Genomic DNA, 26,707 nt, shown 5'->3' with positions numbered 1-26,707 from the left:
TGTCCCTCACAGCCGCCGGATCCGCCACAGCAGATAGGGCGCGCCGATGAGCGTGGCGAGGAGGCCGGTGGGGATCTGCCGGGGATAGATCAGCGTGCGCCCCAGGACATCGGCGCTGACCATCACCAGGGCCCCGATCAAGGCCGCCGCGATGAGATGGGGCAGCGCGCGGGAAAAGCCCGCGAGCCGCGCGAGGTGCGGCGCCAGCAGGCCCACGAAGGTCAGCGGCCCCACGATCAGCGTGGCAGTTGCGGTCATCACCGCCGTGAGCAGCAGCAGCAGCAGGCGCGCCAGCTTCACGTCCACCCCCACGGCGCCGGCGGTGACCGCGCCGAGCGGCAACAGATCGAGCCAGCGGGTGAACGGCACCGCCGCCACCCCCAGCACGGCGAGGGCGACAAGCCCGGTGATCGCTTCGGATTCGCCCACCCGCACCGTGGAGCCGGCGAGCCAGGCCAGCAGCGTCATGGCGCGCGGATCGCCGGAGGCCGTCACCGCCACCACCAGCGCATCGAACAAAGCGCCCAGCGCGATGCCGGCGAGCAGGATGCTGTCCGGCGCAAACGCGGCCCGCCGGGTCAGCGCCAGCAGGCCGAAGGTGGTGAGCGCCGCCCCCGCTGCACCCGCCGCGATCTCGGTGGCGCGATCGGCGCCGGACAGCGCCATCACCACCACGATGAGGGCCAGCGCCGCGCCCGAGGTGAGGCCCAGCACTTCCGGGCTCGCCATGGGATTGCCGGTGACGCGCTGGGTGACGGTGCCCGCCATGGCGAGCAGTCCGCCGGCGGCAAGCGCTGCCGCCACCCGCGGCCAGCGCCAGGCGAGGAAATCGCCCGACAGGTCGAGAGTCCAACCGCTTGCATCGTGCGACAGCAGCAGCGCCGGCACCAGCAGCACGGCCAGTACGACGCCCGCCTGGCCAAGCGCCAGCCCCGGCCGGTCGAGGCGCGGCTCCAGCACCGGGGCGGCCATGCGCGGCGGCCGGACATCCCGTTGAAGGCGGGGCAGCAGCCACAGCAGCAGCGGCGTGCCGAACAAAGCGGTGAGCGCGCCGGTGGGCACCAGATCGCCGTAGAGCCCGGCCAGAAGCTGCACCAGCTGGTCGGTGAACCATAGCAGCGCCGCGCCGATGAGCGGCCCCCACACCAGCCGGGCGCCGAAGGTGCGCGCGCCCGCCAGCGTCGCCAGCGCCGGCGCGGCGAGGCCGATGAAGCCCACGACGCCCACCGCGCTCACCACCGCCGCCGCCAGCACCACGGCCACCGCGAGCGCCGCGAGGCGCAGCCCCACCAGCGGCACGCCGAGGCTGCGCGCGCCCTCTTCATCGAGGTCCAGCAATGCCAACGGCCGCACCATCAGGGCGGCACCGAGGCCCGCCGCCGCCACCAGCGGCGCCAGATGCAGCACCACGCTCCAATCCTGCTGGGCGAGGGAGCCCGCGCCCCAGATGAACAGGCCGGCGAGATAATTCTGGTTGAACAGCACCAGAGTGGCGCCGAGGGCGCCGAAATAGAGGCTCACCACCATGCCTGCCAGCACCACCGCCAGCGGCGCCAGCCCCTTGTTCCAGGCCAGCGAGAACACCAGCACGGCGGCAACGCCGCTGCCCGCCAGTGCCACCACCTCGCGCCCGAACCCGGCAAGGCCCGGCACTGCGAGGGTCGCCACCACAAGCGCAAGATGGGCACCGGCGGATACGCCCAGCGTCGTTGGCGAGGCCAGCGGATTGCGCAGCACCTGCTGCATCAACACCCCCGAAAGACCCAGCGCCGCCCCGCACAGCCACGACACCAGCAGCCGCGGCAGCCAGCTGAAATGCACCACAACCTCGCCCATGGCGCCGGGGCGGACTACGGCCTGCACCAACGAGCCACTGCCGATGCGGGCGGAGAGGCTCTCCGCGCTCAGGGCGGCGGCGAACACCGCCAGAACCAGCACCAGCGCGGCGGGACGGAACAGGCGGACGGAGCGTTCAGCCACGGGCATCCCCCCTCCCCGCGCCGGAGACGGCGGGCGCAGCGGGATGGTCGGCCAGCACGCGGGCAAAGCGCATGGCGGAGACGAGGCCGCCGAACGACCACACGGTTGGCAGCAGGCCGACGCGGCCGGCCTCCACCATGGGCAGGCGCTGCCACAGCGGCCCGTGCGCCATGGTGGCGCGGGCCTCCGGCGGCACCGGCTCGAACACCAGAAGCGCCGCATCCTGCGCGGTGGCCAGATGCTCCAGCCCGAAGGTGACAAAGCCCCAGAAGCTGGTGGGACCGGTGAAGGCGTTGGCGATGCCGAGCCGGGTCAGCACCGCATCGAACAGGGAGCCGCGGCCATAGACGCGCACGTGCCGGGCATCCACGAAGCTGGCGAGATAGAGCGGCCGGGCGGTCAGCGGCTCAACCTTCGGCCGGGCCGCCTCCAGCACGGCATCGGCCTGCGCCAGAAGGCGCGCACCGGCCTCCTCACGCCCAGTGGCGGCGGCGAGCGCCAGCGCCACCTGCCGCGCCCGCATCCACACATCGCCGTCCTCGTCGAAGATGGCGAGGCTGAGGGTGGGCGCGATCCGTGCCAGCATGGGCTCGAACGAAGCCAGCTGCGGGGTGATGACGATGAGGTCCGGCCTCAGCCGCGCCACTGCCTCCAGATTGGGTTCAAGCCTCAGCCCCAGATCAGGGGCGCCCGGCGGCAGCGCCGGCTCGCGCACCCATTCCGCATAGCCATCGCCTTCCACGACTCCCGCGGGCACCACACCAAGGCCAAGCAGGGTCTCCACGATGCCCCAGTCGAACGCCACCACCCGTGGCACGGGAGCGGCCATCGCCCGGCCGGCGAGCAACGCCGCCGTACCCGCCATCAGCGCGCGGCGGGAGAAGATGATATTCCTCATGCGACCGCTTTCGGCGGCGCACGGCGGGCACTGGACTGCTGCCCCGCCACCGGGCAGCGCGTGGCGGGACGATGCGTCTTGGCTGGCTGCATCTTGGCCGGTTGCGCCTTATCGGGGTTAGCCGTCTTGGCCGCGCGCGCCTTGGGGCAGCTTGCCTTGGGACAACGGGCGGTGGTGCGCCCGCAATAGGCGTCGATGCTGTCGCGACAGACCTTGGTGGCGTCGCGCACCATGAAGTTCACCAGCGTGCGCGACACCCCGAGGTGCTCGGCGATGTCCTTCTGCGCCATGCCGTCGATGCGGTGGCGCAGGAAGGCGAGGCGGGTGCGCGGCGGCAGGGTGTCGAGGGCGCGGATCACCGCCGCCAGCATCTCGCGCTGCTCCAGGCGCTCCAGCGGGCAGGCGCAAGGCATGGCCACATGGGCGGCCTCCTCCGCGCTGCCGGCAAGGCTGCGCTCGCGCTTCAGGCGGCGTGCCCGGTCGATGGCAAGGTTGCGCACCAGGCGGTAGAGGAACGGCGCCGGATGGTCCGCCGCGATCACCCCTTCGCCCTCGCAGAGCTTGACCGCCACGTCCTCCACCACGTCCTCCGCCAGGTGCCGAGACTGGACGATCCGGAACGCCATCCGCACCAGCCGGGCGCGGTGGGCGAGGAGGGTGTCGAACAAAGGCGCGCCCGCCGTCGCGCCCGGAAGCGCGGCATAAGCAGAGGCCGAACAGGCAGAGGGATGGCGCAGCGGCGCAGTCATGGGAACCCCTTTCCGCCGGCCGGCGGCATCCTCCGCGCAACCCGGCACGTCCAGCCCCCGCCTTTAAGTCGTGGGGAAGCTCAGCGAACGAAACTCATCGGCCACCCACCGTCCGGGTGGGCCATCACCGCCATGGGAATGCCGTAGATTTCGGCGAGCGCGTCGGCGGTCACCACCTCCTCTGGCGGACCGCGCATCAGCAGCCGCCCGCCGCGCAGCGCCACCAGTTCGTCGCAATAGCGCGCGGCCATGTTGACGTCGTGCAGCACCAGCGCCACGCCGAGCCCGTGCTCGTGGCCCAGCCTTCGGGCCAGCGCCATCACTTCCACCTGATGGGCCACGTCGAGGGCAGCGGTGGGCTCGTCCAGCAGCAGGTAGCGCGCCTCCTGCGCCACCAGCATGGCGAGCCACGCCCGCTGCCGCTCGCCGCCGGAAAGGGTCTCCACCAGCCGGTCGGCGAAACCACCCACGTCCGCCAGCGCCAGCGCCGTCTCCACCGCCTCGCCGTCGCGCGCGGTCTTGCGGCCGAGGGCGCCGTGCCAGGGATAGCGGCCGCACGCCACCAGCTCGCGCACCTTGAGCGCGCCGGCGGACGGCGGCGTCTGCGGCAGGTAGGCGACCATGCGGGCGAACGCCCGGCTGCTCCACGACGACAGGCTTTGCCCGTCGAGGAACAACGCCCCCGCGCTCGGCGCCTGCTGCCGCGCCAGAAGCTTCAGCAGCGTGCTCTTGCCGGAGCCATTGTGGCCGATGATGCCCACCACCTTGCCGGGCGTGAGGGTGAAGGACACATCGCGCAGCAGCGGACGGCCTTCGGCGGCAAAGCCAACTCCTTCCAGCGCAAAGCCCTTCGGCTCCACCGTTTCCGCCCGCAGCGCGCCTACCATTTGTAGGTCACCTGCGCCGTGATGGTGCGGGTCTGCCCGTAGGAGCAGCCGATATAAGTGTTCGCGATGCTGGAGCAGGTGCCCACATAAGCATTGTCGAACAGATTCTTGGCGGTGAGCGAGAACAGCCAGCTGTCCTTGGCGTAACGCACCGCCGCGTCCACCAGCGTATAGCTCGGCACGTAGATGGTGTTCTCGCGATCGCCCCAGGTGGAGCCCACGTAACGCACGCCCGCGCCCAGGCCGAAGCCCTTCAGCGCGCCGTCCTGGAACGTATAGTCGAGCCAGGCCGAGGCCAGGTGCGCCGGCACGCGCTCCGGCGTGTTACCCACGATGCTCGGCTCGCCCACCGGGGGAATGTCCGCCGTCACCTCGGCATGCAGATAGGTGTAGGCGGCGAGGACCTTGAAGCCGTTTTCGAAGTCCACCGCGCCTTCCACCTCGAAGCCCCGCACCTGGACCTCGCCGGTCTGGTAATAGGCCTGCTGCATGGGGTCGGTGGTGTCGAAGCTCACCGCATTCTGCTTGGTAAGCTGGTAGAGCGAAGTCTGGATATAGCTCTTGCCGTTGTTGGGCTGGTATTTCAGGCCCACTTCATACTGCTCGCCGGTTTCCGGCTTCAGCGGCTGCATGCTGTAGCTGATGGGCAGCGGGCCATAGTCCGTATCCACCGTCACGCTGGACTGGGTGAAGCCCGGCATCACATTGAAAGAGCTGGAATAGCTGGCGTAGGGCGTCAGGCCATTGTCGAACAGGTAGGACAGGCCGACCCGGCCGCTGAAGGCACCGTTGTTGGCGCTGGTCTGGAACGTGCTCGGAACGTTGACGCCGTAAAAGGTGTTCAGAATCGGCGCGAGGTACGCCAGCACGGGGCTCTGCGTCGAGCTTTCGGTCTGCACCCAGTCGTAGCGGCCGCCGAAGGTGAACACCCATTTGTCGTGAAGCTTGAACATATCCTGGGCATAGAGGCCGGTCTGGCTCAGCTCCTGGGATGTGTTCAAGGTATTGATCAGTGGCGCGACGGTGCTGTCGTAGACGGGGAAATAGGGATTGATCGGCCCCACCGGCGAGAAGCCCGTTTTCAGGCTCTGCAGTGTGCCGCCATATTGGGTGCCATCCTGCTGGGTGTTGGAATAATCGAGGCCGAACACCACCTGGTTCTTGGCGAACCCCAGATCGCTGTCGTACTGGGCTTGGTTGTCGATGGTGAAGACGCCCAGCGTCTGGTTATTTTCCTGGGCGGTGCGCAGCAGGGTCGTTGTGTCGCCATAGGCTGCGATGGGATAGGCGGTGCGATAGTCCACGTCCACCGAGGCGTAGCGCAGGTTCTGCCGCAGCGTCCAGCCATTGTCGTTGCGGTGCTCGAAGAAATAGCCGCCCGAATACTGGGTGCCATCATATTTCGACCAGTCCGGCACGCCGAGGAAGCGCGAGGGCGGGATCTTCCCGTAGACACTGGGGTAGAGCGTGCCTTCCGCCGGCAGCAACTGGTAGGTGTCGCCGGTGCGGTCCTGCTGCAGATTGGCGAACACGGTGAAGGTGGTGTCCGCGTTGGGCGTCCAGGTCAGTGTCGGAGCGATGTAGATGCGGTCGTTCGAGACATAGTCGACCTGCGTGTCGGCGCCCCGCACCAGCCCCGTGAAGCGATAGGTGATGTTGGAACCGTCGACACCGGCGCCATTGATGTCGAAACCCGTCTGCATATTGTCGAACGACCCATAGGACGCCCAGATCTCGCCGAACTGCGACCCCACCACCGGAAGCTTGGAGACCAGGTTGACGAGGCCGCCGGGATTGTTGAGGCCATAAAGGGTGGAGGTCGGCCCGCGCAGCACATCCACCCGGGCAATGCCGTAGGGCTCCTGGCGGAAGCCGGCGAAGCCCGCCGTGGGCATGCGCATGCCGTCGCGATAGATGCCGAGCAGGTTCTCGTCGAAGCCGCGAATGACGAACTGCTCGAAGCGGTTGTCCTGCCCGTAGGGCGAGGCCGAGACGCCCGCGGAATAGCTGATGGCATCGCGCAGGGTCTGCACCCCGCGATCATCCATCTGCTGGCGCGTCACCACCGAGATCGATTGCGGAACCTCGCGCAGCGGCACATCCATCTTCATGCCGGTGGAGGTATCGACGGCCACGAAGGGACCTGCCACCCCGTCCGCCTCCACCGTCACGGTGTCGAGCTGGACGCCGCCGTCCGGCAGCGCGCCGCCGCCGCTCGCCCCCGGCCGGGCGATGGTGACCGTGTTGGCGCTGGTGAACCGATAGGTGAGGCCGGTGCCGGCCAGCAGGCGGGACAGGGCCTGCGCGGGCGGGAGATTACCAGACACGCCCGGCGACTGGACGCCGCGCGCCAGATCCGCCGCGTAGAGCACCTGAAGATTGGCGCGATCGCCGAACGCGGTGAGGGCCGAGGTGAGGGAGGACGGCGGGATGGCAAAGGCGATGGCCGCCGCCTGCTGCGCCATGGCGGCCGAACCGGTGAAGCCAGACGAAATGGCCGTGCTGGCCAGAAGGGCGAGGCCCAGGCCGAGACGGATGGCCTTGCCGCTCACGCGCGACGGCCGACGACAGCGATAGTCCAGCATGGCACCCCGAAAGCCCGATGAGCTGCGCGGCGGCGCCGACCCGGAAAGTCCGGACCGATCACCGCGATATCTCAAGAGACGGACGGGGGTGGCCGGGACCTCACCTTGGTGGCGAGAAAAAATCGGCGGCTGGACTTGTCGCCGTCGTCAGGCGGGGTAGAGCAGCACGAGATAGCGCGTGAGCGCCATGGAGCGCACCGGCAAGCTGCGGGTGATGGCCTCCAGGACGCCGTCCGGCTGGCGGATGTCGAAAATGCCGGAGACCCGCAGCCGCAGCAGGGTGCTGTCGGCGACCATGATGGTGCCGGGCCGGTAGCGGTTGACGTCCGCGATCACCTGCCGAAGCGGGCGATCCTCGAAGATCAGCTTGCCGCGCCGCCAGGCGGAGGCCTGGGCATCGCTCACCTGTTCCGTCTCGCCGATGCCGGAGGCGTCGTAGCTCACCGCTTGCCCCGCCCTGAGCTGGGCCAGCGCGGCAGCGCCCGCGCGGATCGATACCGCACTCTCGCTCACCGCCACCGTTACTTCGTTCGACCACAGGTGTACGGAGAACTGGGTGCCGGTGGCCGTGGTGACCCCGCCCGCCGCACTCACCGAAAACGCCCGCGCCGGATCGGGTGCCACATCGAAGAAGGCGCGGCCGCGCTGCAGGGTGAGCCGGCGCGCCTGCGGCGTGAACTGGAGCGACAGGGCGGAATCGGCATCGAGCTCCACGCGCGAGCCGTCCGCGAGGGTCAGCTGCCGCTGCTCGCCGACGCCGGTGCGGATGGCGCCGTCGAACCAGTCCGGCACGCCCAGCGCCACGCCCGCCACAACCGCCGCCGCCACGCCCGCCGCCCCGAGGAACACGCCACGCCGCGAGATCATGGCGCGCGATGCCGGGACCGCGGACACAGCCGCCCGCCGCGGATCGCCCACTTGGTCGAGGTCGCCCCAGAGCATCTCCAGCGCGTCATATTCCCGGCGGTTGTCGGCGGCAGCGGCGATCCAGCGCTGGAAATCGGCGACCTCCGCCGGCGTCGCCTCGCCGGAGCGCATCTTGACGAACCAGCCGAGCGCTGCATCGCGGGCCGTGGGTCGGACTGTCGTGTCTCGAACTTGCGATTTGCGCACACCGGCACCTGTGGAGCGAACCTTGCGGCGAAGAACCGTTTTTCACCGCTCTGCCTCTCCTGACGAAATAGACCGGCCGGCACCTCACCTCAAGATTTAGAAATTTTCCAGAAATCGTCCCTGGGTACGAAAGCCGTGTTTCCGGGGCTTCGATCCCCGGGGTTTGCGATGCCCTGCGGTTCCCGCGAATCCGCATCTGGCCGCGGGAACGCCGCCCTGAACACCGCCGATTTCGTTGGAAGAGGCCTAATCGAGCAGGTCCGCGAGCCGGTCGCGGCAGTGGACGAGCGCCTTCATCACATGCTTCTCGACCATGCTGCGGCTGATGCCGAGGCGCTCGGCGATCTCGCCATGGCTCAGGCCGTCGAACTTGTGCAGCAGGAACACCTCGCGGCACTTCGGTGGCAGTTCGGCGATGGCGGCATCCAGCGCCCGCAGGCGCTGCTTGTAGTCGAGGGTGTGCTCGGGAGACGGCTCGCTCGCAGCGACGCCCTCATATTCGGTGTCCGCCGAAACCAGCCGCGAACGCACGGCTTCATGCCGCAGATGGTCGATGGCGATATTGTCGGCGACGCGAAAGAGATAGGCCGCCGGACTTGCGATCTCGGCGGTGGGTGCGCAGGCATGAATCCGCAGGAAAGTGTCCTGCACCACGTCGTTCGCCGCAGCCGGATTGCCGATCCGACGCGCGACATGACGCAGCAACTCGTCGTAATGCCGCGCGAAGGCGCTTAATAGAAATATTCTATTTTTCGGCTCCACAACCCGAAACTTCCTGTCGGCATTGGAAAAAGCGGGCAACGCTTTAATTCCAATCATCAGACCATCCAATCAATTCTCACAAAATAGTGCATAGGCCGGATCGATGCAATGCATTCGCAAATGCAGATCGACCGCCCGCAAGCCATGGCGAGCGGACAAGGGAGGACAGGCGCCGCCCATCTTTGAGACTCCGCCACACGCAAGCCACGCGGCCTCCCCCAGCCCCCCGCGCGGGCCGAGCCGCCGCGGCAAAAGGCGCATCATCAGATCCGCGGGTTGACTCTTTTTCCATAAAATCGATAAATTTTATGATATTCAATTTGCAACCGATCCGAGGATTGCCATGCCGACTCTTTCCGACGACGGCACGCCCGACGTGCCGGACCACAAGACACCCGGACAGACGCGCAGGACCCTCCTTCGCTACGGCCTTGCGGCCGGTGCCGCGAGCGTGATTGGCGGCCTCGGCGGGCGCGTGCTGGCCGCGAACCTGCTGAGCGCCCCGGCGCCGGTGGGCGGCGCGGTGGACGCGGCGTTTCCCCTCTGCCTGACCGCAGCCGACGGATCGGCGCCCACCGGCCCGCTGCGGCCGCTGAAGCTCGCCTGGACCTCCGCCGGCATCTGCACCGCCGCCGCGCCGGTCGCCAAGGAGACGGGTATCTTCGCGAAGCATGGCCTCGACGTGGAGTTCGTCAATTTCGGCGCCTCCACCGAAATGCTGCTGGAGGCGCTGGCCACCGGCAAGGCGGAAGCCGGGCTCGGCATGGCCCTGCGCTGGCTGAAGCCGCTGGAACAGGGCTTCGACGTGAAGATCACCGCCGGCGTCCATGGCGGCTGCATGCGCCTGCTCGGCGTGCCGTCGGCCGGCGTCACGGACATCGCCTCGCTCAAGGGCAAGACCATCGCCATCGCCGATCAGGCGGGGCCGGCCAAGAACTTCTTCTCCATCTATCTGGCCGAGCGCGGCATCGACCCCTTCAAGGAAGTGGAGTGGCGCCAGTATCCCGGCGAGGCCCTGACCCTGGCAGTGGACAAGGGCGAAGCCCAGGCCATCGCCCACTGGGACCCGCTGACCTGGCTGTTCCTGAAGGACGGCAAGGACAAGTACGTGGAGATCGCCTCCAACCTCTCGGAGAAATACGCCACCCGTTCCTGCTGCATCATCGGTGTCAGCGGCAGCCTCATCCGCAACGAGCGCCCGGTGGCGGCGGCCCTGACACGCGCCGTCCTCGAAGGCGGCCACGAGGTCTATCGCGACCCGAAGCGGGCGGCCGAGATCTTCGCCGCCTATGGCGGCAAGGGGTCCACGGACGACATCGCCAACATGCTGAGGAGCCACACCCACAACCACAGTCCGGTGGGTGGCGCGCTGAAGGAGGAGATCGCAGCCTACGCCGAGGAACTGAAGGTGGTCCAGGTCTTCAAGCCGGGAACCAACGCCCAGCGCTTCGCTGAAAAAGTCTATGCGGACGTCCTGAGCTGAGGAGAATGAGATGACCGACCAGCTCGTCGAGACCGCCGGCAGCCATGCCGGGCCTGTAGCCCCAAGCAAATCCAGAAGCCCGAGCAAATCGCGAACCACCGCCCGCCCCTCGGTGTGGGCCACCGGCCTCATCGCCGGCGCAGCCTGGCTCGCGGCCGCCGCCTACAGCCAGTTCGTGCCGGACGCGGACGACTTCGCCTACACGCAGTATTTCGCCGGAGGCCTTGCCGCCATCGGCGCCTTGCTCGTCGTCCTCAGCCTGTCCGGCCCGGTGGCCGGCCTGCACCTCAAGGCACTTCGCTATTGGGGACCGTGGCTGATCGTGGTGCCCCTCGGCCTGTTCGCCTGGGAGGCGGTGACCGCCAAGCTCGAACTCTTGCCCCGCCCGTTCTTCGTGCCTCCCCAGTCCCTGATCGAGGTCTATCTGGACGACTGGCCCAAGCTCGGCCTCAGCACGGTGGCTTCGCTGAAGCTGCTGGCCTGGGGCTACGGCATCGGCGCCGCCGTGGGCGTCACCCTCGGGGTCGCCATCGGCTGGTGGCGCACCGCCGGCTACTGGGCGCATCCGGTGCTGCGCTTCATCGGCCCGCTCCCCGCCACCGCGTGGCTACCGGTGGCGTTCTTCCTGTTCCCCTCCAGCTGGAGCGCCAGCGTGTTCCTGCTGGCACTGGCGACAGGCTTTCCTGTCACCATCCTCACCTGGTCGGGCATCGCCAGCGTGAACAAGGACTATTACGACATCGCCCGCACGCTGGGCGCCAGCCAGCGCTTCCTGGTGCTCAAGGTGGCCATTCCCGCCGCTTTGCCCCACGTGTTCGTGGGCCTGTTCATGGGCCTCGGCACCTCCTTCGCGGTGCTGGTGGTGGCGGAGATGCTGGGCGTGAAGGCCGGGCTCGGCTGGTACCTGCAATGGGCGCAGGGCTGGGCCGCCTATGCCAACATGTATGCCGCCCTCATCGTCATGGCGCTCATGTGCTCGGGCCTCGTCACCTTGCTGTTCAAGGTCCGCGACCATCTTCTCTCCTGGCAGAAGGAGCTGGTGCGGTGGTGATCGAAGCCCTCTCCCCCACCGGCGCGCCGTCAAGCGACACTGCCATCGACCGCGGTCCCGGCATCCGCCTCGACGTGGAGAATGTGAGCCACGCCTTCAGCCTGGAGGGCGCGCCCCTGCCAGTACTGCGGCAGGTGAGCTTCAAGGCCGCACCGGGCGAGTTCGTCGCCCTGCTCGGCCCCTCGGGCTGCGGCAAGTCCACCCTGCTGCGGCTGGTGGCCGGCCTTGATCACCCGACCGAAGGCCGGGTGGCGGCAGACGGCGCGGCGATCGTCGATCCCGATCCCTCGCGCATCCTCGTGTTCCAGGACCCCACCCTCTATCCGTGGCGCACGGTGGGGGCGAACGTGGCGCTCGGGCTCGAGGCCCGGGGCCTCCAGCGCCGGCTGAGGGGGCGGGTCCAGGACGTGCTGGAGCTGGTGGGGCTGGCGAACTTCGCCAGCGCCTATCCGCGCCAGCTCTCCGGCGGCATGGCCCAGCGCGTGGCGCTCGCCCGCGCGCTGGTGAACGACCCGCGTCTGCTGCTGCTCGACGAACCCTTGGGCAAGCTGGATTCGCTCACCCGCATCACCATGCAGGCGGAAATCCTGAAGCTGTGGCAGGACGCCCGCTTCACCGCCCTGCTGGTGACCCACGACGTGGAGGAAGCCCTCTTCCTCGCCGAGCGCGTCATCGTGTTCAGCGATCGGCCTGCCCGCATCAAGGCAGATGTGAAGGTGGACGTACCCTACCCGCGCCACCGCGGCGACCCACGCCTCGCCGAGCTGCGCCACCATCTGCTCGGCCTGCTGGGGCTCGACGCCACCTGGTGACGGGGCGGACCACCCGCCTCCCCCCGAACGATGCGGCCGGGACCGGGGAAACCCGGTTCCGGCCGCATGCGCAGGACGGCCAGAGCCCGAACGGGCCGGCCATCGCCCAGCGCCCCATTCCTTTTCAAGTCCCGGTTCTTTCAGGAGCTTCCCACCATGACCACATCCCGGAACGACGACACGGCCGACGCCCGGTCCGGCCGTCGCACATTCCTGCGCTACGGCCTTGCCGGCGCCGCCGCCACCGCCTTCGGCGGCCTGGGCGGACGGGTGCTCGCCGCCAATCTGCTCGGTGCACCGGCGCCCATCGGCGCAGCGGTGGACGCGCAGTTTCCCCTCTGCCTCACCGCCGCCGACGGCGCCGCGCCCACCGGCCCGCTGCGGCCGCTGAAGCTCGCCTGGAACGCCAGCGCCATCTGCACCGCCGCCGCCCCCGTGGCGAAGGAAACCGGCATCTTCGCAAAACACGGCCTCGACGTGGAGTTCGTGAATTTCGGCAGCTCCACGGAGCAGTTGCTGGAGGCCATTGCCACCGGCAAGGCGGATGCGGGCATCGGCATGGCCCTGCGCTGGCTCAAGCCACTGGAGCAGGGCTTCGACGTGAAGATCACCGCCGGCGTCCACGGCGGCTGCCTGCGCCTGCTCGGCGATGCCGGAGCCGGCATCACCAGCATCGCATCGCTCAAGGGCAAGACCATCGCGGTCTCGGACCAGGCCTCCCCGGGCAAGAACTTCTTCTCCATCTATCTCGCCCAGAACGGCATCGACCCGTTCAAGGACGTGGAGTGGCGCCAGTATCCGCTGGAGGCGCTGCCGCTGGCCATCGACAAGGGCGAGGCCCATGCCCTGGCCGACGCCGATCCACGCACCTGGATCTGGATCAAGGAATCCAAGGGCAAGCTGGTGGAGCTGGCCACCAACCTCTCGGAGAAATACGCCGACCGCACCTGCTGCATCATCGGCGTGCGGGGCAGCCTCATCCGCGACGAGCGGCCGGTGGCCGCGGCCCTCACCCGCGCCATCCTGGAAGGCGCCCATCAGGTGGGCGTCGACCCCGCGCTCGCGGCCCGTGTCTTCTCCGGCTACGGCGGCAAGGGCTCGGTGGACGACCTTGTCGCCATGCTCACGAGCCAGGATCACCACCACAGCCCCATCGGCGGCGACCTCACCAAGCAGATCGCCCTCTATGCGGACGAGCTGAAGCTGGTGCAGGTGTTCAAGCCCAACACCAACACCCAGCGCTTCGCCGAGAAGGTCTATGCGGACGTGCTGAGCTGACGGACGTGGCCGGTCCCGCTCCGCCCATGCGGCTGGAGCAGGGCCGGAGCAAGATCGGCAGGAAAGACAAGCGCCACAAAAGCAAAGGGCCGGAGCGTGCCGCGCTCCGGCCCTTTTTGTTTCCCCATACCAAAGGCAATGCAGGCCCTGCCCCGCCCCTATTCGGCCGCCACGGCCGCGTGCTCCCGCAGCTTCGCAGGATGCTCGGGGAAAGGCAGGCCCAGGTTCTCGCGCAGGGTCGTCCCCTCGTACTCCGTGCGGAACAGCCCGCGCTTGCGCAGCAGCGGCACCACCTGCTCGATGAAGTCCTCGAGCCCGCCCGGCAGGTGCGGCGCCATGATGTTGAAGCCGTCCGCCCCTTCCTTCACGAAGCGCTCTTCCAGCTGGTCGGCGATCTGCTCGGCGGTTCCCACCACCTGCCAGTGGCCGCGCGCCCCGGCGATGGAAAGATAGAGCTGGCGGATGGTGAGATTGTCGCGCCGGGCGGCGTCGAGAACCAGCTGCTGGCGGCTCTTCGGCCCGTTGGTCTCGGGCAGGTCCGGCAGCGGCCCGTCCACGTCGTAGCCGGACAGGTCGCCGACCCCCATCACCGTGGACAACAGCTGGAGCCCCACCGCCGGGTGGATGAGGGACTGCAATTCTTCGAACTTCTCCTGCGCTTCCGCCTCGGTGCGGCCGATGACCGGGAACACGCCGGGCATCACCTTCACATGGTCCGGGTCGCGACCGGCCTTCACCGCGCGCGCCTTGATGTCGGCATAGAAGGCGCGGGCCTCCGCCAGCGTGCGGTGGGCGCAGAAGATGGCCTCGGCACTCGCCCCGGCGAGGTCCCGCCCGTCCTCGGAGGCTCCCGCCTGGACGATCACCGGATGGCCCTGCGGCGAGCGCGCCACGTTGAGCGGCCCGGTCACCTTGAAGTGCCTGCCGCGATGGTTCAGCACGTGGAGCTTGTCGGGGTCGAAAAACTCACCCGTCACCTTGTCGCGGATGAAGGCGTCGTCCTCCCAGCTGCTCCAAAGGCCCTTCACCACGTCCACAAACTCGCGGGCGCGGTCGTAGCGCTCGGCGTGGGGCACGTGGCGGTCGAGGTTGAAGTTGCGCGCCTCCTCCTCGCCCGAGGAGGTGACGAGGTTCCAGCCCGCGCGCCCGCCACTCATGAGGTCGAGGGAGGCGAACTTGCGGGCGATGTGGAACGGCTCGTTGAAGCTGGTCGAAGCGGTGCCGATCAACCCGATATGGTGCGTCACCACTGACAGCGCCGACAAAAGCGTGAGCGGCTCGAAACCCACGTTGCGCGAGGTGCGGCTCACGGAATCCAGGTTGGTGTCGCGCACGCCGAGGGCGTCGGACAGGAAGAGCGCGTCGAACTTGGCGGCCTCAGCGATCCGGGCGAGGCGCAGGAAATGATCGACGCGCACATTCGCGTTGGCGGGCGAGCGCTCGTGGCGCCAGCCGGCGATGTGGTGGCCGTCCGTCATCAGGAAGGCGCCGAGCTTGATCTGTCGGGCTTTTGTCATGTGTCGCCTCCATTCAGGCGAGGTCGTTCCGGGTCGTGGCTGGCGAGGCAGGTCCACCACAAGGCGGTCAGGCTGGAGAACGGGCGCGAGGTCCCCCGCCGCAGGTGCAGGGCCCAGCGGCGCTGCCAAGACAATTCGACGGCGCCGGTTCCGGCACCCGAAGCGGATCGGCAAGGTGCAATACATAGATGATAAATTCAATCAAAATAATTGACATATATTCTGCCGTTACGTCATCATCCCTGCACTCCCTTCCCCATCAGACGCGGACGGGCTTCACCCTCATCGCTGAACCATGCAGGGATCCTCCATGACGTTCATTTCCTCTTTGCGCCGCGCCGTGGCGCGAGGCATCGTTGTCGCCACCCTGAGCACGGCCGCCCTCAGCACGGCAGCCTTGGCCCAGCAGGGAACGCCCGCGCCGGGCCCCCTCGTCGAGGCGGAATGGCTCTCCAAGAACCTCGACAATCCGAAGGTTCGCGTGTTCGAGGTCAGCGTCGATCCCGGGCTCTACGAGCGCGGGCACATTCCCGGCGCGGTGAACCTCAACTGGCACACCGACCTCGTGGACACGGTGAAGCGCGACATCGTCTCTAAGGAGAAGTTCGAGGCGCTGCTGGAGAAGGCCGGCGTCACCAAGGACACGACCATCGTGCTCTATGGCGACAACAACAACTGGTTCGCCGCCTGGGGCGGCTGGGTGTTCGACATCTACGGCCTCGGCGACCAAGTGAAGCTGCTGGACGGCGGCCGCAAGTATTGGGAGAAGCTGGCGCTTCCCCTCGACACCAGGACGCCCGCCCCCGCCGTATCCGACCTCACCCTCAGCGGGCCGAAGACGGAGCTGCGCGCCCGCCTCTCCGACGTGCTGGCCGCGGCCGACGGCAAGAACGGCACCGTCGTGGTGGACATCCGCTCGCCGGACGAGTTCTCGGGCAAGCTCTTCGCCCCCGAAGGCTCGAAAGAACTGTCCATCCGCGCCGGCCATGTGCCGGGAGCCAAGAACGTGACCTGGTCGAAGGCGGTGGATCCGGAGACCGGCAAGTTCAAGTCCAAGGACGAGCTGAAGAAGCTCTATGCGGACGCGGGCGTGGACGGCTCCAAGCCGATCATCGTCTATTGCCGGATCGGCGAGCGCTCCAGCCACACCTGGTACGCGCTGTCCCGCATCCTCGGCTATCAGGTGAAGAATTACGACGGCTCGTGGACCGAATACGGAAATTCGGTGGGCGTGCCCATCGCCAACCTGTCCGGAACCGTGTGGCAGGGCCGCTAATCGAGCCTTCCGCTTCCTTTCGTTCTCTCTGTGGCCAACTGGCGCGGGCGCACTGCCCGCGCCCTTTTCTTTTGATGGCGCGTGCCATGCCAACCTCGACTTCAGCCACGACTTTGCGCTCCCCTTCCCGCGCCATCTCCCTCCTCACCGCGCTGGCCCTTGCCCTCGTGCTGATCTGGGCGGTCCTTAATCTGTCCGGCGGGGACCCGGCGAGCCGCACGCTGGGCCTGTCACTGGCGCTGGGCGCGATGTTCGGCGTGGTGCTGCAACGCTCCCGCTTCTGCTTCTTCTGCCACACCCGCGACCTCATCGAAGGCGGCGACCCGCGCGGGGTGCTCGCCATCCTGCTGGCGCTCGCCGTCGGCATCGCCGGCTACATGCTGGTGATCGGATCCTGGCTGCCGGTCCCGGTGGCGGAGCGCCTGCCGCCCGATGCCCATATCGGGCCGGTGAGTTCGGTTCTGGCGCTGGCCGCCTTCGTGTTCGGCCTCGGCATGGCGGTGTCGGGCTCGTGTATCTCGGCCCATCTCTATCGCCTGGGCGAAGGCTCCCCCACCGCGCCCTTCGCCCTCCTCGGCACGGGGCTCGGCTTCGTGCTGGGCTTCCTCAGCTGGAACCGGCTTTATCTCGCGCTGATCTCCGAGGCGCCGGTGGTGTGGCTGCCCCATCACCTGGGCTATGCGGGAACCCTCGGCCTCTCCCTCGCGGTGCTGGGCGCCCTCGCCCTCCTCGCGCTGTACCGAGGACGCCGCACGCCGTTGCCCGCCTCCGCCGCCGCGCCGCTCGATGTGAGACGCGCGGCGCGGGCGGTGTTCGTGTCGCGCTGGCCGGCGCTGGTGGGCGGGGCGGTGGTGGGCATCATCTCGGCGGCGAGCTACCTGCGCATCGGGCCGCTGGGCGTGACGGCGGAAATCGGCAGCCTCGCCCGCAGCACCGCCGACCGGCTCGATCTCCTGCCCGCGACCCTCTACGGCCTCGACGGCTTTCGCGGCTGCGCCACGGCGGTGAAGACGGCGATCCTGTCGAAGAACGGCGTCTTCGTGCTCGGTCTCATAGGCGCGAGCCTTGCGTCCTCCCTGGTGTCAGGGGATTTCGCACCGCGCCGGCCCCGCCTTTCGGACGTGGTGGCCGGCCTCGGCGGCGGGCTGTTGATGGGCTGGGGTGCCATGACGGCGCTCGGCTGCACCGTGGGCGTGCTGCTCTCGGGCATCCACGCCGGCGCCCTGTCCGGCTGGGTATTCCTCGCCGCAGCGTTCGCAGGGATGCTCGCCGGCCTCCCCCTGCGCCGGCGCTTGGTGCGGGTGTGATGGGATGCGGGGCCAACATGACTGTCGGCCCCGCCCTTTTTGCTCAACGCTTGGCGTTCCGCGCCCGGCGTCAGGCGGCGGGGAAGGCGCCCTCGAAGGCCGTTTCCTTCACAGGGCGGCGACCGTTGGGCGTCTCGCCGCCATGGAAGCTCTCCGGCAGGATGGACTTGTCGCCGCGCCGGCCGACGGCGATGGCGGCCTGCACCTCATAATCGTCGGGCACCTTCAGCTCCACGCGGGTGCGCTCCACGTCGAAGCCGCCGATGCCATGGGCATGCCAGCCGAGCTTGGAGGCCTGGAGCGCAAGGTTCGCCCAGGCCGCCCCGGTATCGAAGCCATGGCTGCGCGAGACCAGGACCTCCGTGGTCCCCGGCCGCACGAAGGTGCGCGCCGACAGGGCGATGATGATAACCGCGGCGTTCTTCGCCCATTGCTGGTTGTAGGGGTTGAGCAGGCCGAGGAACGTCTCGAAGGCCGGCGTGCCGCGCCGCCCATAAAGGAAGCGCCACGGCTGGGAATTGTAGCTGGAGGGCGCCCAGCGCGCCGCCTCGAACAGGGAATCCAGATCGGCCTGCGAAATCTCCTCGCCGGTGAAGGCGCGGGGCGACCAGCGCTCCACGAAGATGGGGTCGACGGGGTGCTCGGCCTGGCGCGGATTGACGGCAATGGTCATGGCTTGGGTCTCCTCGGAGGGGATGAAAAAATTCGGGTCAAAGCCTCAGGCCCGCCTGCTTCAGCAGCGGCAGAGTGGTTTCGGCGAAATGATCGAAGTCAGGAGCAAAATCATAGAAGTTGAACTGGACCCCGTCGATGCCTGCCGCCTTCAGTGCGGCGAGTTGCTCCACCACCTGCTCGGGCGTGCCGATGATCTCGATATTGCCGCCGAGGCCGAGGCCCTGCTTGTGCTTCGAGTCATTGCGGCCCTTCCAGGCCTGCGCATCGCTGTCATAGCCGCGATGGCCGAAGGAGGTGTGGGTCGGCGCGGGAACACCCGCCGCGATGGCGCGGGCATAGGCGTGGGCCTCGTCCTCCGTGTCGCGGCTCACCACCACGGGGTTGATGATGGTCTTCACCTCCCGCCCCTTCGCACGGGCGCGGGCCTTGATGGCGGCGATGTGGGCGGGCAGCGTCTCCAGCGCGCTGTCGATGTGCGCCCCGCCCGGCGAGGTGATGAACAGCAGGTCCGAATGGCCCGCGGCGAAATCGATCCCGGCCTCCGAACCCGTGGCGGTGACGAGGATGGGCCGCCCGTAGTTCGGCTTCGGCGTGATGTAGCCGTTCACCACCTTCCACGGATTGAGCCGGCCCTCGTGGGAATAGTTCTCCGTGTCGGTCCACAGCCGCTGCAGGACCTCGAACAGCTCCGCCGTCATCTCGTAGCGCCGGTCGTGGTCGATGCGGTTCCAGCCGAACATCTCGTGCTCGATGGCGCGGTGGCCGGTGACGATGTTGATGCCCCAGCGCCCCTTGGAGATGTGGTCGAAGGTGGCGCCGATCTTGGCGATGTGCAGCGGATGCCACGGCCCGTAGAGCACATGCAGGGTGGAGATGAGCAGGATGTTCTTCGTGGTTGCCGCCATGGCCCCCAGCGCCACGAAGCTGTCCAGCGAGGCCTCCCCGTCATAGCCGCCCTTGGGCAGCCACTGGGTGCGCGAGAAGGCGATGTCGAAGCCCAGCGCATCGGCCTTCTGCACCAGGGCGGCGTTGTAGTCGTAGGTCCAGCTGTTGGTGGTGGGGTGGTCCGAGAAATGGATGTCCTGCAAATTCAGGAACAGGCCCAGCATCAGCGGCTGCCGGGCCGAGCGCGACAGCGGGCTGTCGGGAAAATCCAGCGGTCCGCGGGCAACGGGGCCGATATTCTGGCGGACGGCGGTGGAACCGGCATTGGACATGGCGGAACTCCGGACAGAGGAATGGCACCGGGCCATCGAGGGTCAGAGCCGACCGCCCGCGGCGGCCGGCTCGCAGAGGGTTCCGATCCCTCCCCCGAGCGACCAGGGGAGGGATCGGACCGCGAGTCCACCGGAGACCGGCATTCCCGCGATCGGAATTCGATGGTCGCCGCGCCTGCGATGAAGGGGCGACGCACGCCGGCTTGCGCCAAGGCCGCCCTGTTCAGCCCGCCTTGGCGGTGACGGTCTCCACCGGCCGCAGCCCTGCCACCCGCGCCTGTGCCCGCGCAGCGACCCGGCCGGCCGCACCGCCGCCGCCGGTCAGTGGTACGCGGCCTTCCACCGGGTGGCTGGGATCGTTGTAGCCGGGGGTCGAGGCGTGGCCTTCCACCACCAAAGCGTCCACCAGCGCCTCGTCCTCTGCCGTGAAGGCGTAGTCGAGGGCGGCCACGTAACTGTCCCACTGCTCTTCCGTGCGCGGCCCCGCGATAGCGGCGCTCACCAGCGTATTGTTGAGCACCCAGGACAGGGCGAAGGTGGTGGGCGTGATGCCCCGCGCCTGCGCATGGCGGGCAATCTTTTCGGCGATGGCAAGGGATTCCGGCCGCCATTCGGTCTCCAGGATGCGCCGGTCGGCCCGGCCCGCGCGGCTGTCGGGAGCGGGCGCGGTGCCGGGCACGTATTTGCCCGTGAGCACGCCCCGCGCCAGCGGCGAGTAGGTGACGACGCCGAGGCCGTAATGATGAGCGGCGGGCAGTTGCTCCACCTCCGCCGTGCGGTCGACGATGTTGTAGAGGGGCTGGCTGGCGATGGGCCGGTCGATGCCGAGCTGGTCGGCCAGATGCGCCACCTCGGCGATGCGCCAGCCACGGAAATTGGAGAGCGCGAAATAGCGCAGCTTGCCGGCGCGGATGAGGTCCGCCACCGCCCGCACCGCCTCGCCCAGCGGCGCGTCGAAAATGGCGCGGTGGAAATAGAGGATGTCGATATAGTCGGTGCCGAGCCGACGCAGGCTGCCCTCTACCGCCTCGATCACCCATTTGCGCGAGATGCCGGAGCGGTTCGGCCCCTCGCCAACGGGATTAGCGAACTTGGTGGCCAGCACGAAGTCGTCGCGGTCGGTGGTGATGGCGCGGCCCACCACCTCCTCGGTCCTGCCCTGCTGGTAGGCGTCCGCCGTGTCGATGAAGGTGAAGCCCTGGTCCTTGGCCTTGCGGATGATGCGATGGGAGGTGGCCTCGTCGGTGGCACCGCCGAACATCATGGTGCCCAGCGCCAGTTTCGGCACCTTGAGGCCGCTTTTGCCGAGATAGCGGTATTCGGTCATGAGTTTGGTCCTGTTGAAACGGTCTATTGGAGAACACCATCCGGTGCGTGATGGCAGGCCACCCGCTGGCCCGCGCCGGCGGGGCGCAGGACCGGATCGGCCTCGGTGCAGATGGGCGTGGAGAGCGGGCAACGCGGGTGGAAGCGGCAGCCGGACGGCACGTTGCGCGCGCTGGGCAAATCGCCGGAGAGCGGGGCCGCATGGCGGCGCCGGCCGGGGGTGGGCACCGCCTCCATGAGGGCGCGGGTGTAGGGATGGAGCGGCCGGTTGAAGATGGCCTGCCACGACCCGCTTTCCACGATGCGGCCGAGATACATCACCAGCACCCGGTCGGCGAAATAGCGCACCACCGACAGGTCGTGGGAGATGAAGAGGTAGGAGAGCCCCAGGTCCGCCTTCATCCGCGACAAGAGGTTGAGGATCTGCGCCTGGATGGACAGGTCGAGGGCCGAGACCGGCTCGTCGCAGATGACGAGGCGCGGCGAAAGGATCAGCGCGCGGGCGATGCCGAGGCGCTGGCGCTGCCCTCCGGAGAATTCATGCGGATAGCGCCGCAGCGCCTCCCGTGGCAGGCCCACCCGCTCCAGCGCGGCGCCGGCCGCCGCCTCCCGCTCCTGGCGTGCGCCGATGCCGTGCACGTCCAGCGGGCCTCTCAGGATCTCGCCCACCGTATGGCGCGGATTCAGGGAGGCGAACGGGTCCTGGAACACCATCTGGGCCTGGCGGCGATAGGCTTTGAGCGGCGCGCCCTTCAGGCCGCCCACGTCGGTGCCGTCGAACACGACGCGGCCGGCGCTGGGATCCACAAGGCGCAGCAGCACCTTGGCGAGGGTGGACTTGCCGCAGCCGCTCTCGCCCACGAGGCCGACCGTCTCCCCCGCCTCCACGGTGAAGGAGACCCCGTCCACCGCGCGCAGCACGCTGCCGCCGGCGGTGTAGCCCACATGGAGTTCCTCAACCGACAGCAGCGACATGGCCAGCCTCCTTCAGATTGAAGGCCGCAGCCGTGGCCACCGGGCAGGCCACCAGATGGCCGGGCGCGACTGCCTCGGTCTCCGGCTCGGCGCTGCGGCAGGCGGCGCGGGCGAGGGTGCAGCGCGGCGCGAAGGCACAGCCCGGCTCGGTGAGTGCCGATCCGATGGAGCCGCGGATCTCGGCCAGCGGCCCGGCCGAATAATGCTGGCCGGCATCAAGGCGAGGCGAGGCTTCCAGCAGGCCGTTGGTGTAGGGGTGGAGCGGCGTGCCGAACAAGGTCTCGTAGGGTGCCTCTTCCACCTTGCGGCCGGCATACATCACCACCACCCGGTCGGCCCATTCGGCCACCACGCCGAGGTCGTGGGTGATCAGCAGCAGCCCCATGGACAGGTCGCGGCGCAGCGCGTCCAGCAGGTCGAGCACCTGAGCCTGGATGGTCACGTCCAGCGCCGTGGTCGGCTCGTCGGCAATCAGCAGGCGCGGCGAGCAGGCCACCGCGATGGCGATCATCACCCGCTGGCGGATGCCGCCGGACAATTCGTGGGGATATTCGTCCACCCGCCGCTGCGGCTCGGGGATGCGCACGAGGTCGAGGAGTTCCACGGCGCGGGCGCGGGCCGCGCGGCGCGACAGGCCCTGATGCAGGCGCACCACCTCGATGATCTGGTCGCCCACCGACAGCACCGGATTGAGCGAGGTCATGGGCTCCTGGAACACCATGGCCATGTCCCGCCCCCGCACCTGCCGCAGGTCGCGGTCGTCGAGCCTTGCGAGGTCGCGGCCGTTGAAGCGGATCTCGCCGGCGGCGATGCGCGCCCGCTCGGGCAGAAGCCGCAGCAGCGCCAGGGCGGTGAGCGATTTGCCGGAGCCGCTCTCGCCCACCAGCGCCACCGTCTCGCCCGCCTCCACGCTGAGCGACAGGCCGCGCACCGGGGTGGCGCGGGGAAACGCGATGGTAAGGCCGACCACGTCGAGCAGCGCCATCTCAGGCCTCCCCGGACAGGCGCGGATTGAGCGCGTCGGTGAGGCCATCGCCGATCAGGTTCAGCGCAAGCACGGTGAAGACGATGGCAAGGCCAGGCACGGCGGACAGGTACCAGGCGGTGCGCAGCATGTCGCGCCCGGTGCCGATCATGGAGCCCCAGCTCACCACGTTGGGATCGCCGAGGCCCATGAAGGAGAGCGCGCTCTCCATGAGGATGGCGGTGGCCACCGTCACCGAGGCGAGCACGATGACCGGCGGCAGTGCATTGGGCAGGATCTCGCGGAAGATGATGCGGCCGTGGCCGTAGCCGAGCGCCCGCGCCGCCGCGACGAATTCCTTCTCCTTCAGCGCGCGGAACTGGGCGCGCACCAGCCGCGCCACCTGCGGCCACGACACCGCCCCGATGGCCAGCGTGATGGCCGGTACGGACGGCTGGGCGATGGCCACCAGCACGATGAGCAGGATGAAGCCCGGCACGGTCTGGAAGATCTCGATGATCTTCACCAGCACATCGTCCACCCATCCGCCGAAATAGCCTGCCGTCGCACCCACGAGAATGCCGGCGAGGAGGCCCACCAGCGTCGCCGCCGCCCCCACCAGAAGGCTCACCTGCGCCCCTTGCACGAGGCCGGCGAGCACGTCACGACCGAGCGCGTCGGTACCCAGCGGAAAGCGCGGGTTCTGCCCCGGCCATTGCAACGGGCGCCCCGCCATGTCCAGCGGGTCATCGGGAAAAAGGACCGGGGCGAGCAGCGCCGCCGCGATGACGATGGTGAGGATGAGCAGCCCCGCAACCGCCGTGGGATTGGCGAGAAACGCCCCGAGCGCCCGCCGCCCGCCGGCCGGTGCCAGCTTCTGCACCTCCTGCGTCGCCACGCGGGCGGCATCGGGGGCATGGACGTTGGGCCAGGGCTCGGCTTCGGCCGCGACGGGCGGCGACGCCGCGCCATCGGCGCGGGCGGGCAGCCGGGCGGAGGCGGAGGCGGAGGCGAAGGTGTCGGTGCCGTGCATCAGCGCACCTCGATGCGCGGGTCGAGCCACGCCTGAAGAATGTCGATCAGCGCGTTGGTGACCACCACCAGCAGCGACGACAACAGCAGGATGCCCAGCAGCACGTTGAAGTCGCGCCCCATCACCGCCTCGTAGGCGAGGCGGCCGAGGCCCGGCCAGCTATAGACCGTCTCCACCACCACGGCCCCGCCCATGAGGCCGGCGAGGTGGATGCCGGCCATGGTGGTGACGGGGATGAGCGCGTTGCGCAGCACATGGCCCCTTGTGACGGCGAAGGGCGACAGCCCCTTGGCGCGGGCGGTGCGCACATGGTCCTGCGCCTTCACCTCCAGCATGTCGCCACGGGTCAGCCGGGCATAGATGGCCACATAGAACAGCGCCAGCGAGATGGCGGGCAGCACCTGGTGGCGGACGCGGTCGAGGATCGCCTCCCACCCGGTGAGGCTGGCGCCGATGCTCTCCGCCCCGCCGCTGGGCAGCCAGCCCAGCTTCACCGAGAACAATACGATGAGCATGAGCCCGATCCAGAAGCTCGGGATGGAATAGAACAACAGCGAGAGCACGCTCAGCACCTTGTCCGGAACGCGGCCGACGAAGCTTGCCATCACCGCGCCGAAGGTGATGCCGATGACCAGCGCAAATCCCAGGGCCAGTCCCATGAGGCTCAATGTATTGGGCAGGCGCGCGGCGATGAGGTCCGACACCGGCTGGTTGTAGCGCGGCGAGACGCCGAGGCTGAAATGGGCGAGGTTGTTCAGGTAGGCGACGAGCTGCTGGAGCGCCGGCAAATCGAAGCCGAACTTGGCCTTCAGCGCCGCCAGCGTCTCCACCGTAGCCGCCCCCGCTTCCCCCGCGAGCACGTCGGCGGCGTCGCCGGGGGTCAGACGCAGCAGGAAGAAATTGAGGATGACGATGCCGATGATGGTCGGCACCGCCTGCACCGCCGTGCGGCGCAGGGCTTTCAGGATGCGCGGCAGGCTCCTCATGGCCGCCTGTCGCACATCTTGAAGGTGAAGAAGACGGTGATCATCGGCCGACGCCGGAAAAGGACTTCGCCGCGCATGGTCACTTCTCGATGTAGACGTCGGCGAAGCTGGCATTCGGCCCGGTGACGCCGAGGGTGTGGTTCTTCACCTTCTTGTTGAACAAGGTGACGCCCTGTGGCGCGATGAGATGCACCGCCGCCACGTCATCGTAGATGGCCTGCTGGAAGGTGAACCAGAGCTGGCGTCGCTTGGCCGGATCGCTCTCCACGGCCGCCGCCTCCAGGAGCGCGTCCACCTGCGGGTTGTCGTAGTGGGAGGCGTTGGAGAAGGGCAGGCCGACCTTGAAATTCTTCGACCAGAAGATGCGCTGTACCCCGGGCGTGGGATCAAAGGTATTCGACAGGGATTCAAGGGTGAGGTCGAATTCGCGGCCGGTATAGGCCTTCTGGATGTAGGTGGAAAAATCGAAGAACTGGAAATCCACCGGAATGCCGACCTTGGCCAGGGCCTGCTTCACGAAGTCGCCCGAGTCCCGGCCGTTGAACGGATTGGCATAGAGCCGCAGGGGAAAGCGCGTGCCATCGGCCTTGCGCGGATAGCCGGCCTCGTCGAGCAGGCGGTTGGCGGCCTTCAGGTCGAAGCCATAGGGCTCGATGGCGGGATTGACGAATTTCTTCAGGTCCGGCCCCACCGGCGAGGGCGCGATGGTGCCGTAGCCGAAATAGACCACCTCCAGCAGCCGGCTGAGGTCGATGGCATGGGCGATGGCGAGGCGCACGCGCTTGTCTTTCAACTGCGGGGTATCGAAGTTGAAATAGAGCTGCGTCATGTTGCCGTTGTATTCGTAGCCGCGCGTTTCCGAACCGATGCTCGGCAGCGCCTGCACCCGCGCCAGGTCCGAGCGCGGCACCGGCGGGCCGCCGGCGAGGTCCAGCTCGCCGGTCTCGAACGCCGCCGAGCGGGCGCTCTGGTCGGCGATGAAGCGGATGACCACCCGGTCGAGATAGGGCTTGCCCTTGTCCCAGTAGTCCGGATTGCGCTCCAGGATGACGTGGCTGCCCTTCACCCATTCCTTGAAGACGAAGGGGCCGGTTCCGATGGGCGCGGAGGCGTTCTTGTTGGTGAGCGGGTCGGTGCCCTCATAGACGTGCTTGGCGACGATGGGCGATTCGCTCGCATCCAGCGCGGTGAGAAGATAGGGCGCGGGCTTCGACAGGCGGATGATGGCCGTGCGCGGGTCGGGCGTGTCCACGGCCGTCACGGCCGCGAAGGTGCCGCGGCCGCGCGGATGGTTCTCCTTCAGCAGCTTGATGGAATAGGCCACGTCTTCGGACGTGAAATCCTTGCCGTCATGCCACTTCACACCGTCGCGCAAGGTGAAGGTGTAGACCAGCCCGTGCGGGCTCACGCTCCATTGGGTGGCAAGCGCCGGCCTGGGGTTGAAATCGAGGTCGTAGGCGAGGAGCCCCTCCGTCACCTTGGGCGACACCCGCTGCGTCGGCCCGGCCGTGTGGGCAATGGAGACCAGGGTCGAAGGCTCGTGCTCCACCAGGAAGCGCAGCACCCCGCCGCGCACCGGCTCCCCCGCCAGCGAAGCCCCGCCGCCGGCACCCAAAAGCAGCGCCACGCACAGGGCAGCGGCGAACGTCCGCCGGGCCGTTCGGGTGCGCGCGGGAGATTTCAGGTGAGGCGTGTGCAGGGGCATGCCCGGGTCTCCATCGCGACAGGTTCGAGGCAACGATAGGGGGAGCGCCCATTTCGTCAATTGATTTTATATAAAATCGATGCATTAAGTAGATTAGTGAACCGACGGGTCATGCCCCAGCCCGGTCC

At 68.4% G+C, this 26,707-nt stretch carries 22 protein-coding genes; 6 read left to right on the top strand and 16 right to left on the bottom strand.

Translation table 11 applies throughout. The features are described from left to right. Positions 1–6: 6 nt before the first annotated feature. The 7 genes from fhuB to FZ033_RS19755 form a co-directional block, all read right to left on the bottom strand. Complete coding sequence (gene fhuB / locus FZ033_RS19785; RefSeq protein WP_149577782.1) at positions 7–1,986, bottom strand: Fe(3+)-hydroxamate ABC transporter permease FhuB; 1,980 nt, start codon at positions 1,984–1,986, stop codon at positions 7–9. After that, a complete protein-coding gene (locus tag FZ033_RS19780; protein ID WP_149577781.1) occupies positions 1,973–2,878 on the bottom strand; it encodes an ABC transporter substrate-binding protein in 906 nt (301 codons plus the stop codon). Before FZ033_RS19780 ends, fhuB begins: the two co-directional genes overlap by 14 nt. Beyond that, positions 2,875–3,627 carry a sigma-70 family RNA polymerase sigma factor gene (locus FZ033_RS19775; RefSeq protein ID WP_149577780.1) on the bottom strand — a complete coding sequence of 251 codons (753 nt, stop codon included), beginning with the start codon at positions 3,625–3,627 and terminating at the stop codon, positions 2,875–2,877. Before FZ033_RS19775 ends, FZ033_RS19780 begins: the two co-directional genes overlap by 4 nt. 80 nt (positions 3,628–3,707) lie before the next feature. After that, positions 3,708–4,514, bottom strand: a complete 807-nt coding sequence (locus FZ033_RS19770; protein ID WP_149577779.1) for an ATP-binding cassette domain-containing protein — start codon at positions 4,512–4,514, stop codon at positions 3,708–3,710. Continuing rightward, on the bottom strand, positions 4,508–7,066 hold the full coding sequence (locus tag FZ033_RS19765; RefSeq protein WP_210247925.1) for a TonB-dependent siderophore receptor: 2,559 nt from the start codon (positions 7,064–7,066) through the stop codon (positions 4,508–4,510). Before FZ033_RS19765 ends, FZ033_RS19770 begins: the two co-directional genes overlap by 7 nt. Positions 7,067–7,246: 180 nt before the next feature. After that, a complete protein-coding gene (locus FZ033_RS19760) occupies positions 7,247–8,212 on the bottom strand; it encodes a FecR family protein (protein ID WP_232847574.1) in 966 nt (321 codons plus the stop codon). A gap of 246 nt (positions 8,213–8,458) precedes the next feature. Then, positions 8,459–9,031: an RNA polymerase sigma factor gene (locus FZ033_RS19755; protein ID WP_232847573.1), complete on the bottom strand. Its 573-nt coding sequence runs from the start codon at positions 9,029–9,031 to the stop codon at positions 8,459–8,461. Between the two features lie 286 nt (positions 9,032–9,317). Here FZ033_RS19755 and FZ033_RS19750 point away from each other — a divergent pair, with 286 nt between their 5' ends. The 4 genes from FZ033_RS19750 to FZ033_RS19735 all read left to right on the top strand — a co-directional run bounded on the left by FZ033_RS19750 (position 9,318) and on the right by FZ033_RS19735 (position 13,598). Continuing rightward, positions 9,318–10,457, top strand: coding sequence for an ABC transporter substrate-binding protein (locus FZ033_RS19750; protein ID WP_149577777.1), 1,140 nt, complete (start codon positions 9,318–9,320; stop codon positions 10,455–10,457). 10 nt (positions 10,458–10,467) lie between these two features. After that, complete coding sequence (locus FZ033_RS19745; protein WP_149577776.1) at positions 10,468–11,508, top strand: ABC transporter permease; 1,041 nt, start codon at positions 10,468–10,470, stop codon at positions 11,506–11,508. Next, positions 11,508–12,320 (top strand): ABC transporter ATP-binding protein, encoded by an 813-nt coding sequence (locus FZ033_RS19740; RefSeq protein ID WP_408068500.1) that lies wholly within the window; start codon positions 11,508–11,510, stop codon positions 12,318–12,320. Before FZ033_RS19745 ends, FZ033_RS19740 begins: the two co-directional genes overlap by 1 nt. A gap of 156 nt (positions 12,321–12,476) precedes the next feature. Next, positions 12,477–13,598 carry an ABC transporter substrate-binding protein gene (locus tag FZ033_RS19735; RefSeq protein WP_149577774.1) on the top strand — a complete coding sequence of 374 codons (1,122 nt, stop codon included), beginning with the start codon at positions 12,477–12,479 and terminating at the stop codon, positions 13,596–13,598. A 158-nt stretch (positions 13,599–13,756) separates the two neighbouring features. On the opposite strand, the gene FZ033_RS19730 is transcribed toward FZ033_RS19735, so the two are convergent. After that, a complete protein-coding gene (locus tag FZ033_RS19730; protein WP_149577773.1) occupies positions 13,757–15,115 on the bottom strand; it encodes an LLM class flavin-dependent oxidoreductase in 1,359 nt (452 codons plus the stop codon). Between the two features lie 310 nt (positions 15,116–15,425). Here FZ033_RS19730 and FZ033_RS19725 point away from each other — a divergent pair, with 310 nt between their 5' ends. Both FZ033_RS19725 and FZ033_RS19720 read left to right on the top strand, forming a co-directional pair. Continuing rightward, entirely contained in the window at positions 15,426–16,391 is a 966-nt protein-coding gene (locus tag FZ033_RS19725) for a sulfurtransferase (protein WP_149577772.1), read from the top strand. A gap of 86 nt (positions 16,392–16,477) precedes the next feature. After that, positions 16,478–17,698: a YeeE/YedE family protein gene (locus FZ033_RS19720; RefSeq protein WP_210247924.1), complete on the top strand. Its 1,221-nt coding sequence runs from the start codon at positions 16,478–16,480 to the stop codon at positions 17,696–17,698. A gap of 70 nt (positions 17,699–17,768) precedes the next feature. Here FZ033_RS19720 and FZ033_RS19715 read toward each other — a convergent pair whose 3' ends face one another. The 8 genes from FZ033_RS19715 to FZ033_RS19680 all read right to left on the bottom strand — a co-directional run bounded on the left by FZ033_RS19715 (position 17,769) and on the right by FZ033_RS19680 (position 26,579). Continuing rightward, complete coding sequence (locus FZ033_RS19715) at positions 17,769–18,371, bottom strand: nitroreductase family protein (protein ID WP_149577770.1); 603 nt, start codon at positions 18,369–18,371, stop codon at positions 17,769–17,771. Between the two features lie 37 nt (positions 18,372–18,408). Then, positions 18,409–19,590: an LLM class flavin-dependent oxidoreductase gene (locus tag FZ033_RS19710; protein ID WP_149577769.1), complete on the bottom strand. Its 1,182-nt coding sequence runs from the start codon at positions 19,588–19,590 to the stop codon at positions 18,409–18,411. A 223-nt stretch (positions 19,591–19,813) separates the two neighbouring features. Next, a complete protein-coding gene (locus FZ033_RS19705) occupies positions 19,814–20,917 on the bottom strand; it encodes an aldo/keto reductase (RefSeq protein ID WP_149577768.1) in 1,104 nt (367 codons plus the stop codon). 23 nt (positions 20,918–20,940) lie between these two features. Continuing rightward, positions 20,941–21,891 (bottom strand): ABC transporter ATP-binding protein, encoded by a 951-nt coding sequence (locus FZ033_RS19700; protein ID WP_149577767.1) that lies wholly within the window; start codon positions 21,889–21,891, stop codon positions 20,941–20,943. Beyond that, positions 21,872–22,876 (bottom strand): ABC transporter ATP-binding protein, encoded by a 1,005-nt coding sequence (locus tag FZ033_RS19695; protein WP_149577766.1) that lies wholly within the window; start codon positions 22,874–22,876, stop codon positions 21,872–21,874. The genes FZ033_RS19700 and FZ033_RS19695 overlap by 20 nt, the downstream gene beginning before the upstream one ends. 1 nt (position 22,877) lies before the next feature. Next, positions 22,878–23,888, bottom strand: a complete 1,011-nt coding sequence (locus FZ033_RS19690) for an ABC transporter permease (protein WP_149577765.1) — start codon at positions 23,886–23,888, stop codon at positions 22,878–22,880. Then, positions 23,888–24,874, bottom strand: a complete 987-nt coding sequence (locus tag FZ033_RS19685) for an ABC transporter permease (protein ID WP_149577764.1) — start codon at positions 24,872–24,874, stop codon at positions 23,888–23,890. Before FZ033_RS19685 ends, FZ033_RS19690 begins: the two co-directional genes overlap by 1 nt. A gap of 79 nt (positions 24,875–24,953) precedes the next feature. Beyond that, a complete protein-coding gene (locus FZ033_RS19680; protein ID WP_149577763.1) occupies positions 24,954–26,579 on the bottom strand; it encodes an ABC transporter substrate-binding protein in 1,626 nt (541 codons plus the stop codon). Positions 26,580–26,707: the final 128 nt, after the last annotated feature.

This window comes from Xanthobacter oligotrophicus, assembly GCF_008364685.1.
Classification (GTDB): domain Bacteria; phylum Pseudomonadota; class Alphaproteobacteria; order Rhizobiales; family Xanthobacteraceae; genus Xanthobacter; species Xanthobacter oligotrophicus.
Note: the sequence above shows the minus strand (reverse complement) of the source record. Positions and strands in the feature narration are given on the sequence as shown.

Bases quoted from the DNA above. Each gene is read 5' to 3' on its own strand.
- FZ033_RS19775 (WP_149577780.1), bottom strand. From the start codon at position 3,627: ATGACTGCGCCGCTGCGCCATCCCTCTGCCTGTTCGGCCTCTGCTTAT.
- FZ033_RS19705 (WP_149577768.1), bottom strand. From the start codon at position 20,917: ATGACCGAATACCGCTATCTCGGCAAAAGCGGCCTCAAGGTGCCGAAA.
- FZ033_RS19745 (WP_149577776.1), top strand. From the start codon at position 10,468: ATGACCGACCAGCTCGTCGAGACCGCCGGCAGCCATGCCGGGCCTGTA.
- FZ033_RS19685 (WP_149577764.1), bottom strand. From the start codon at position 24,874: ATGAGGAGCCTGCCGCGCATCCTGAAAGCCCTGCGCCGCACGGCGGTG.
- FZ033_RS19700 (WP_149577767.1), bottom strand. From the start codon at position 21,891: ATGTCGCTGCTGTCGGTTGAGGAACTCCATGTGGGCTACACCGCCGGC.
- FZ033_RS19730 (WP_149577773.1), bottom strand. From the start codon at position 15,115: ATGACAAAAGCCCGACAGATCAAGCTCGGCGCCTTCCTGATGACGGAC.
- fhuB (WP_149577782.1), bottom strand. From the start codon at position 1,986: ATGCCCGTGGCTGAACGCTCCGTCCGCCTGTTCCGTCCCGCCGCGCTG.
- FZ033_RS19735 (WP_149577774.1), top strand. From the start codon at position 12,477: ATGACCACATCCCGGAACGACGACACGGCCGACGCCCGGTCCGGCCGT.
- FZ033_RS19695 (WP_149577766.1), bottom strand. From the start codon at position 22,876: ATGGCGCTGCTCGACGTGGTCGGCCTTACCATCGCGTTTCCCCGCGCC.
- FZ033_RS19715 (WP_149577770.1), bottom strand. From the start codon at position 18,371: ATGACCATTGCCGTCAATCCGCGCCAGGCCGAGCACCCCGTCGACCCC.
- FZ033_RS19720 (WP_210247924.1), top strand. From the start codon at position 16,478: ATGCCAACCTCGACTTCAGCCACGACTTTGCGCTCCCCTTCCCGCGCC.
- FZ033_RS19750 (WP_149577777.1), top strand. From the start codon at position 9,318: ATGCCGACTCTTTCCGACGACGGCACGCCCGACGTGCCGGACCACAAG.
- FZ033_RS19710 (WP_149577769.1), bottom strand. From the start codon at position 19,590: ATGTCCAATGCCGGTTCCACCGCCGTCCGCCAGAATATCGGCCCCGTT.
- FZ033_RS19755 (WP_232847573.1), bottom strand. From the start codon at position 9,031: ATGATTGGAATTAAAGCGTTGCCCGCTTTTTCCAATGCCGACAGGAAG.
- FZ033_RS19780 (WP_149577781.1), bottom strand. From the start codon at position 2,878: ATGAGGAATATCATCTTCTCCCGCCGCGCGCTGATGGCGGGTACGGCG.
- FZ033_RS19680 (WP_149577763.1), bottom strand. From the start codon at position 26,579: ATGCCCCTGCACACGCCTCACCTGAAATCTCCCGCGCGCACCCGAACG.
- FZ033_RS19690 (WP_149577765.1), bottom strand. From the start codon at position 23,888: ATGCACGGCACCGACACCTTCGCCTCCGCCTCCGCCTCCGCCCGGCTG.
- FZ033_RS19725 (WP_149577772.1), top strand. From the start codon at position 15,426: ATGACGTTCATTTCCTCTTTGCGCCGCGCCGTGGCGCGAGGCATCGTT.
- FZ033_RS19770 (WP_149577779.1), bottom strand. From the start codon at position 4,514: ATGGTAGGCGCGCTGCGGGCGGAAACGGTGGAGCCGAAGGGCTTTGCG.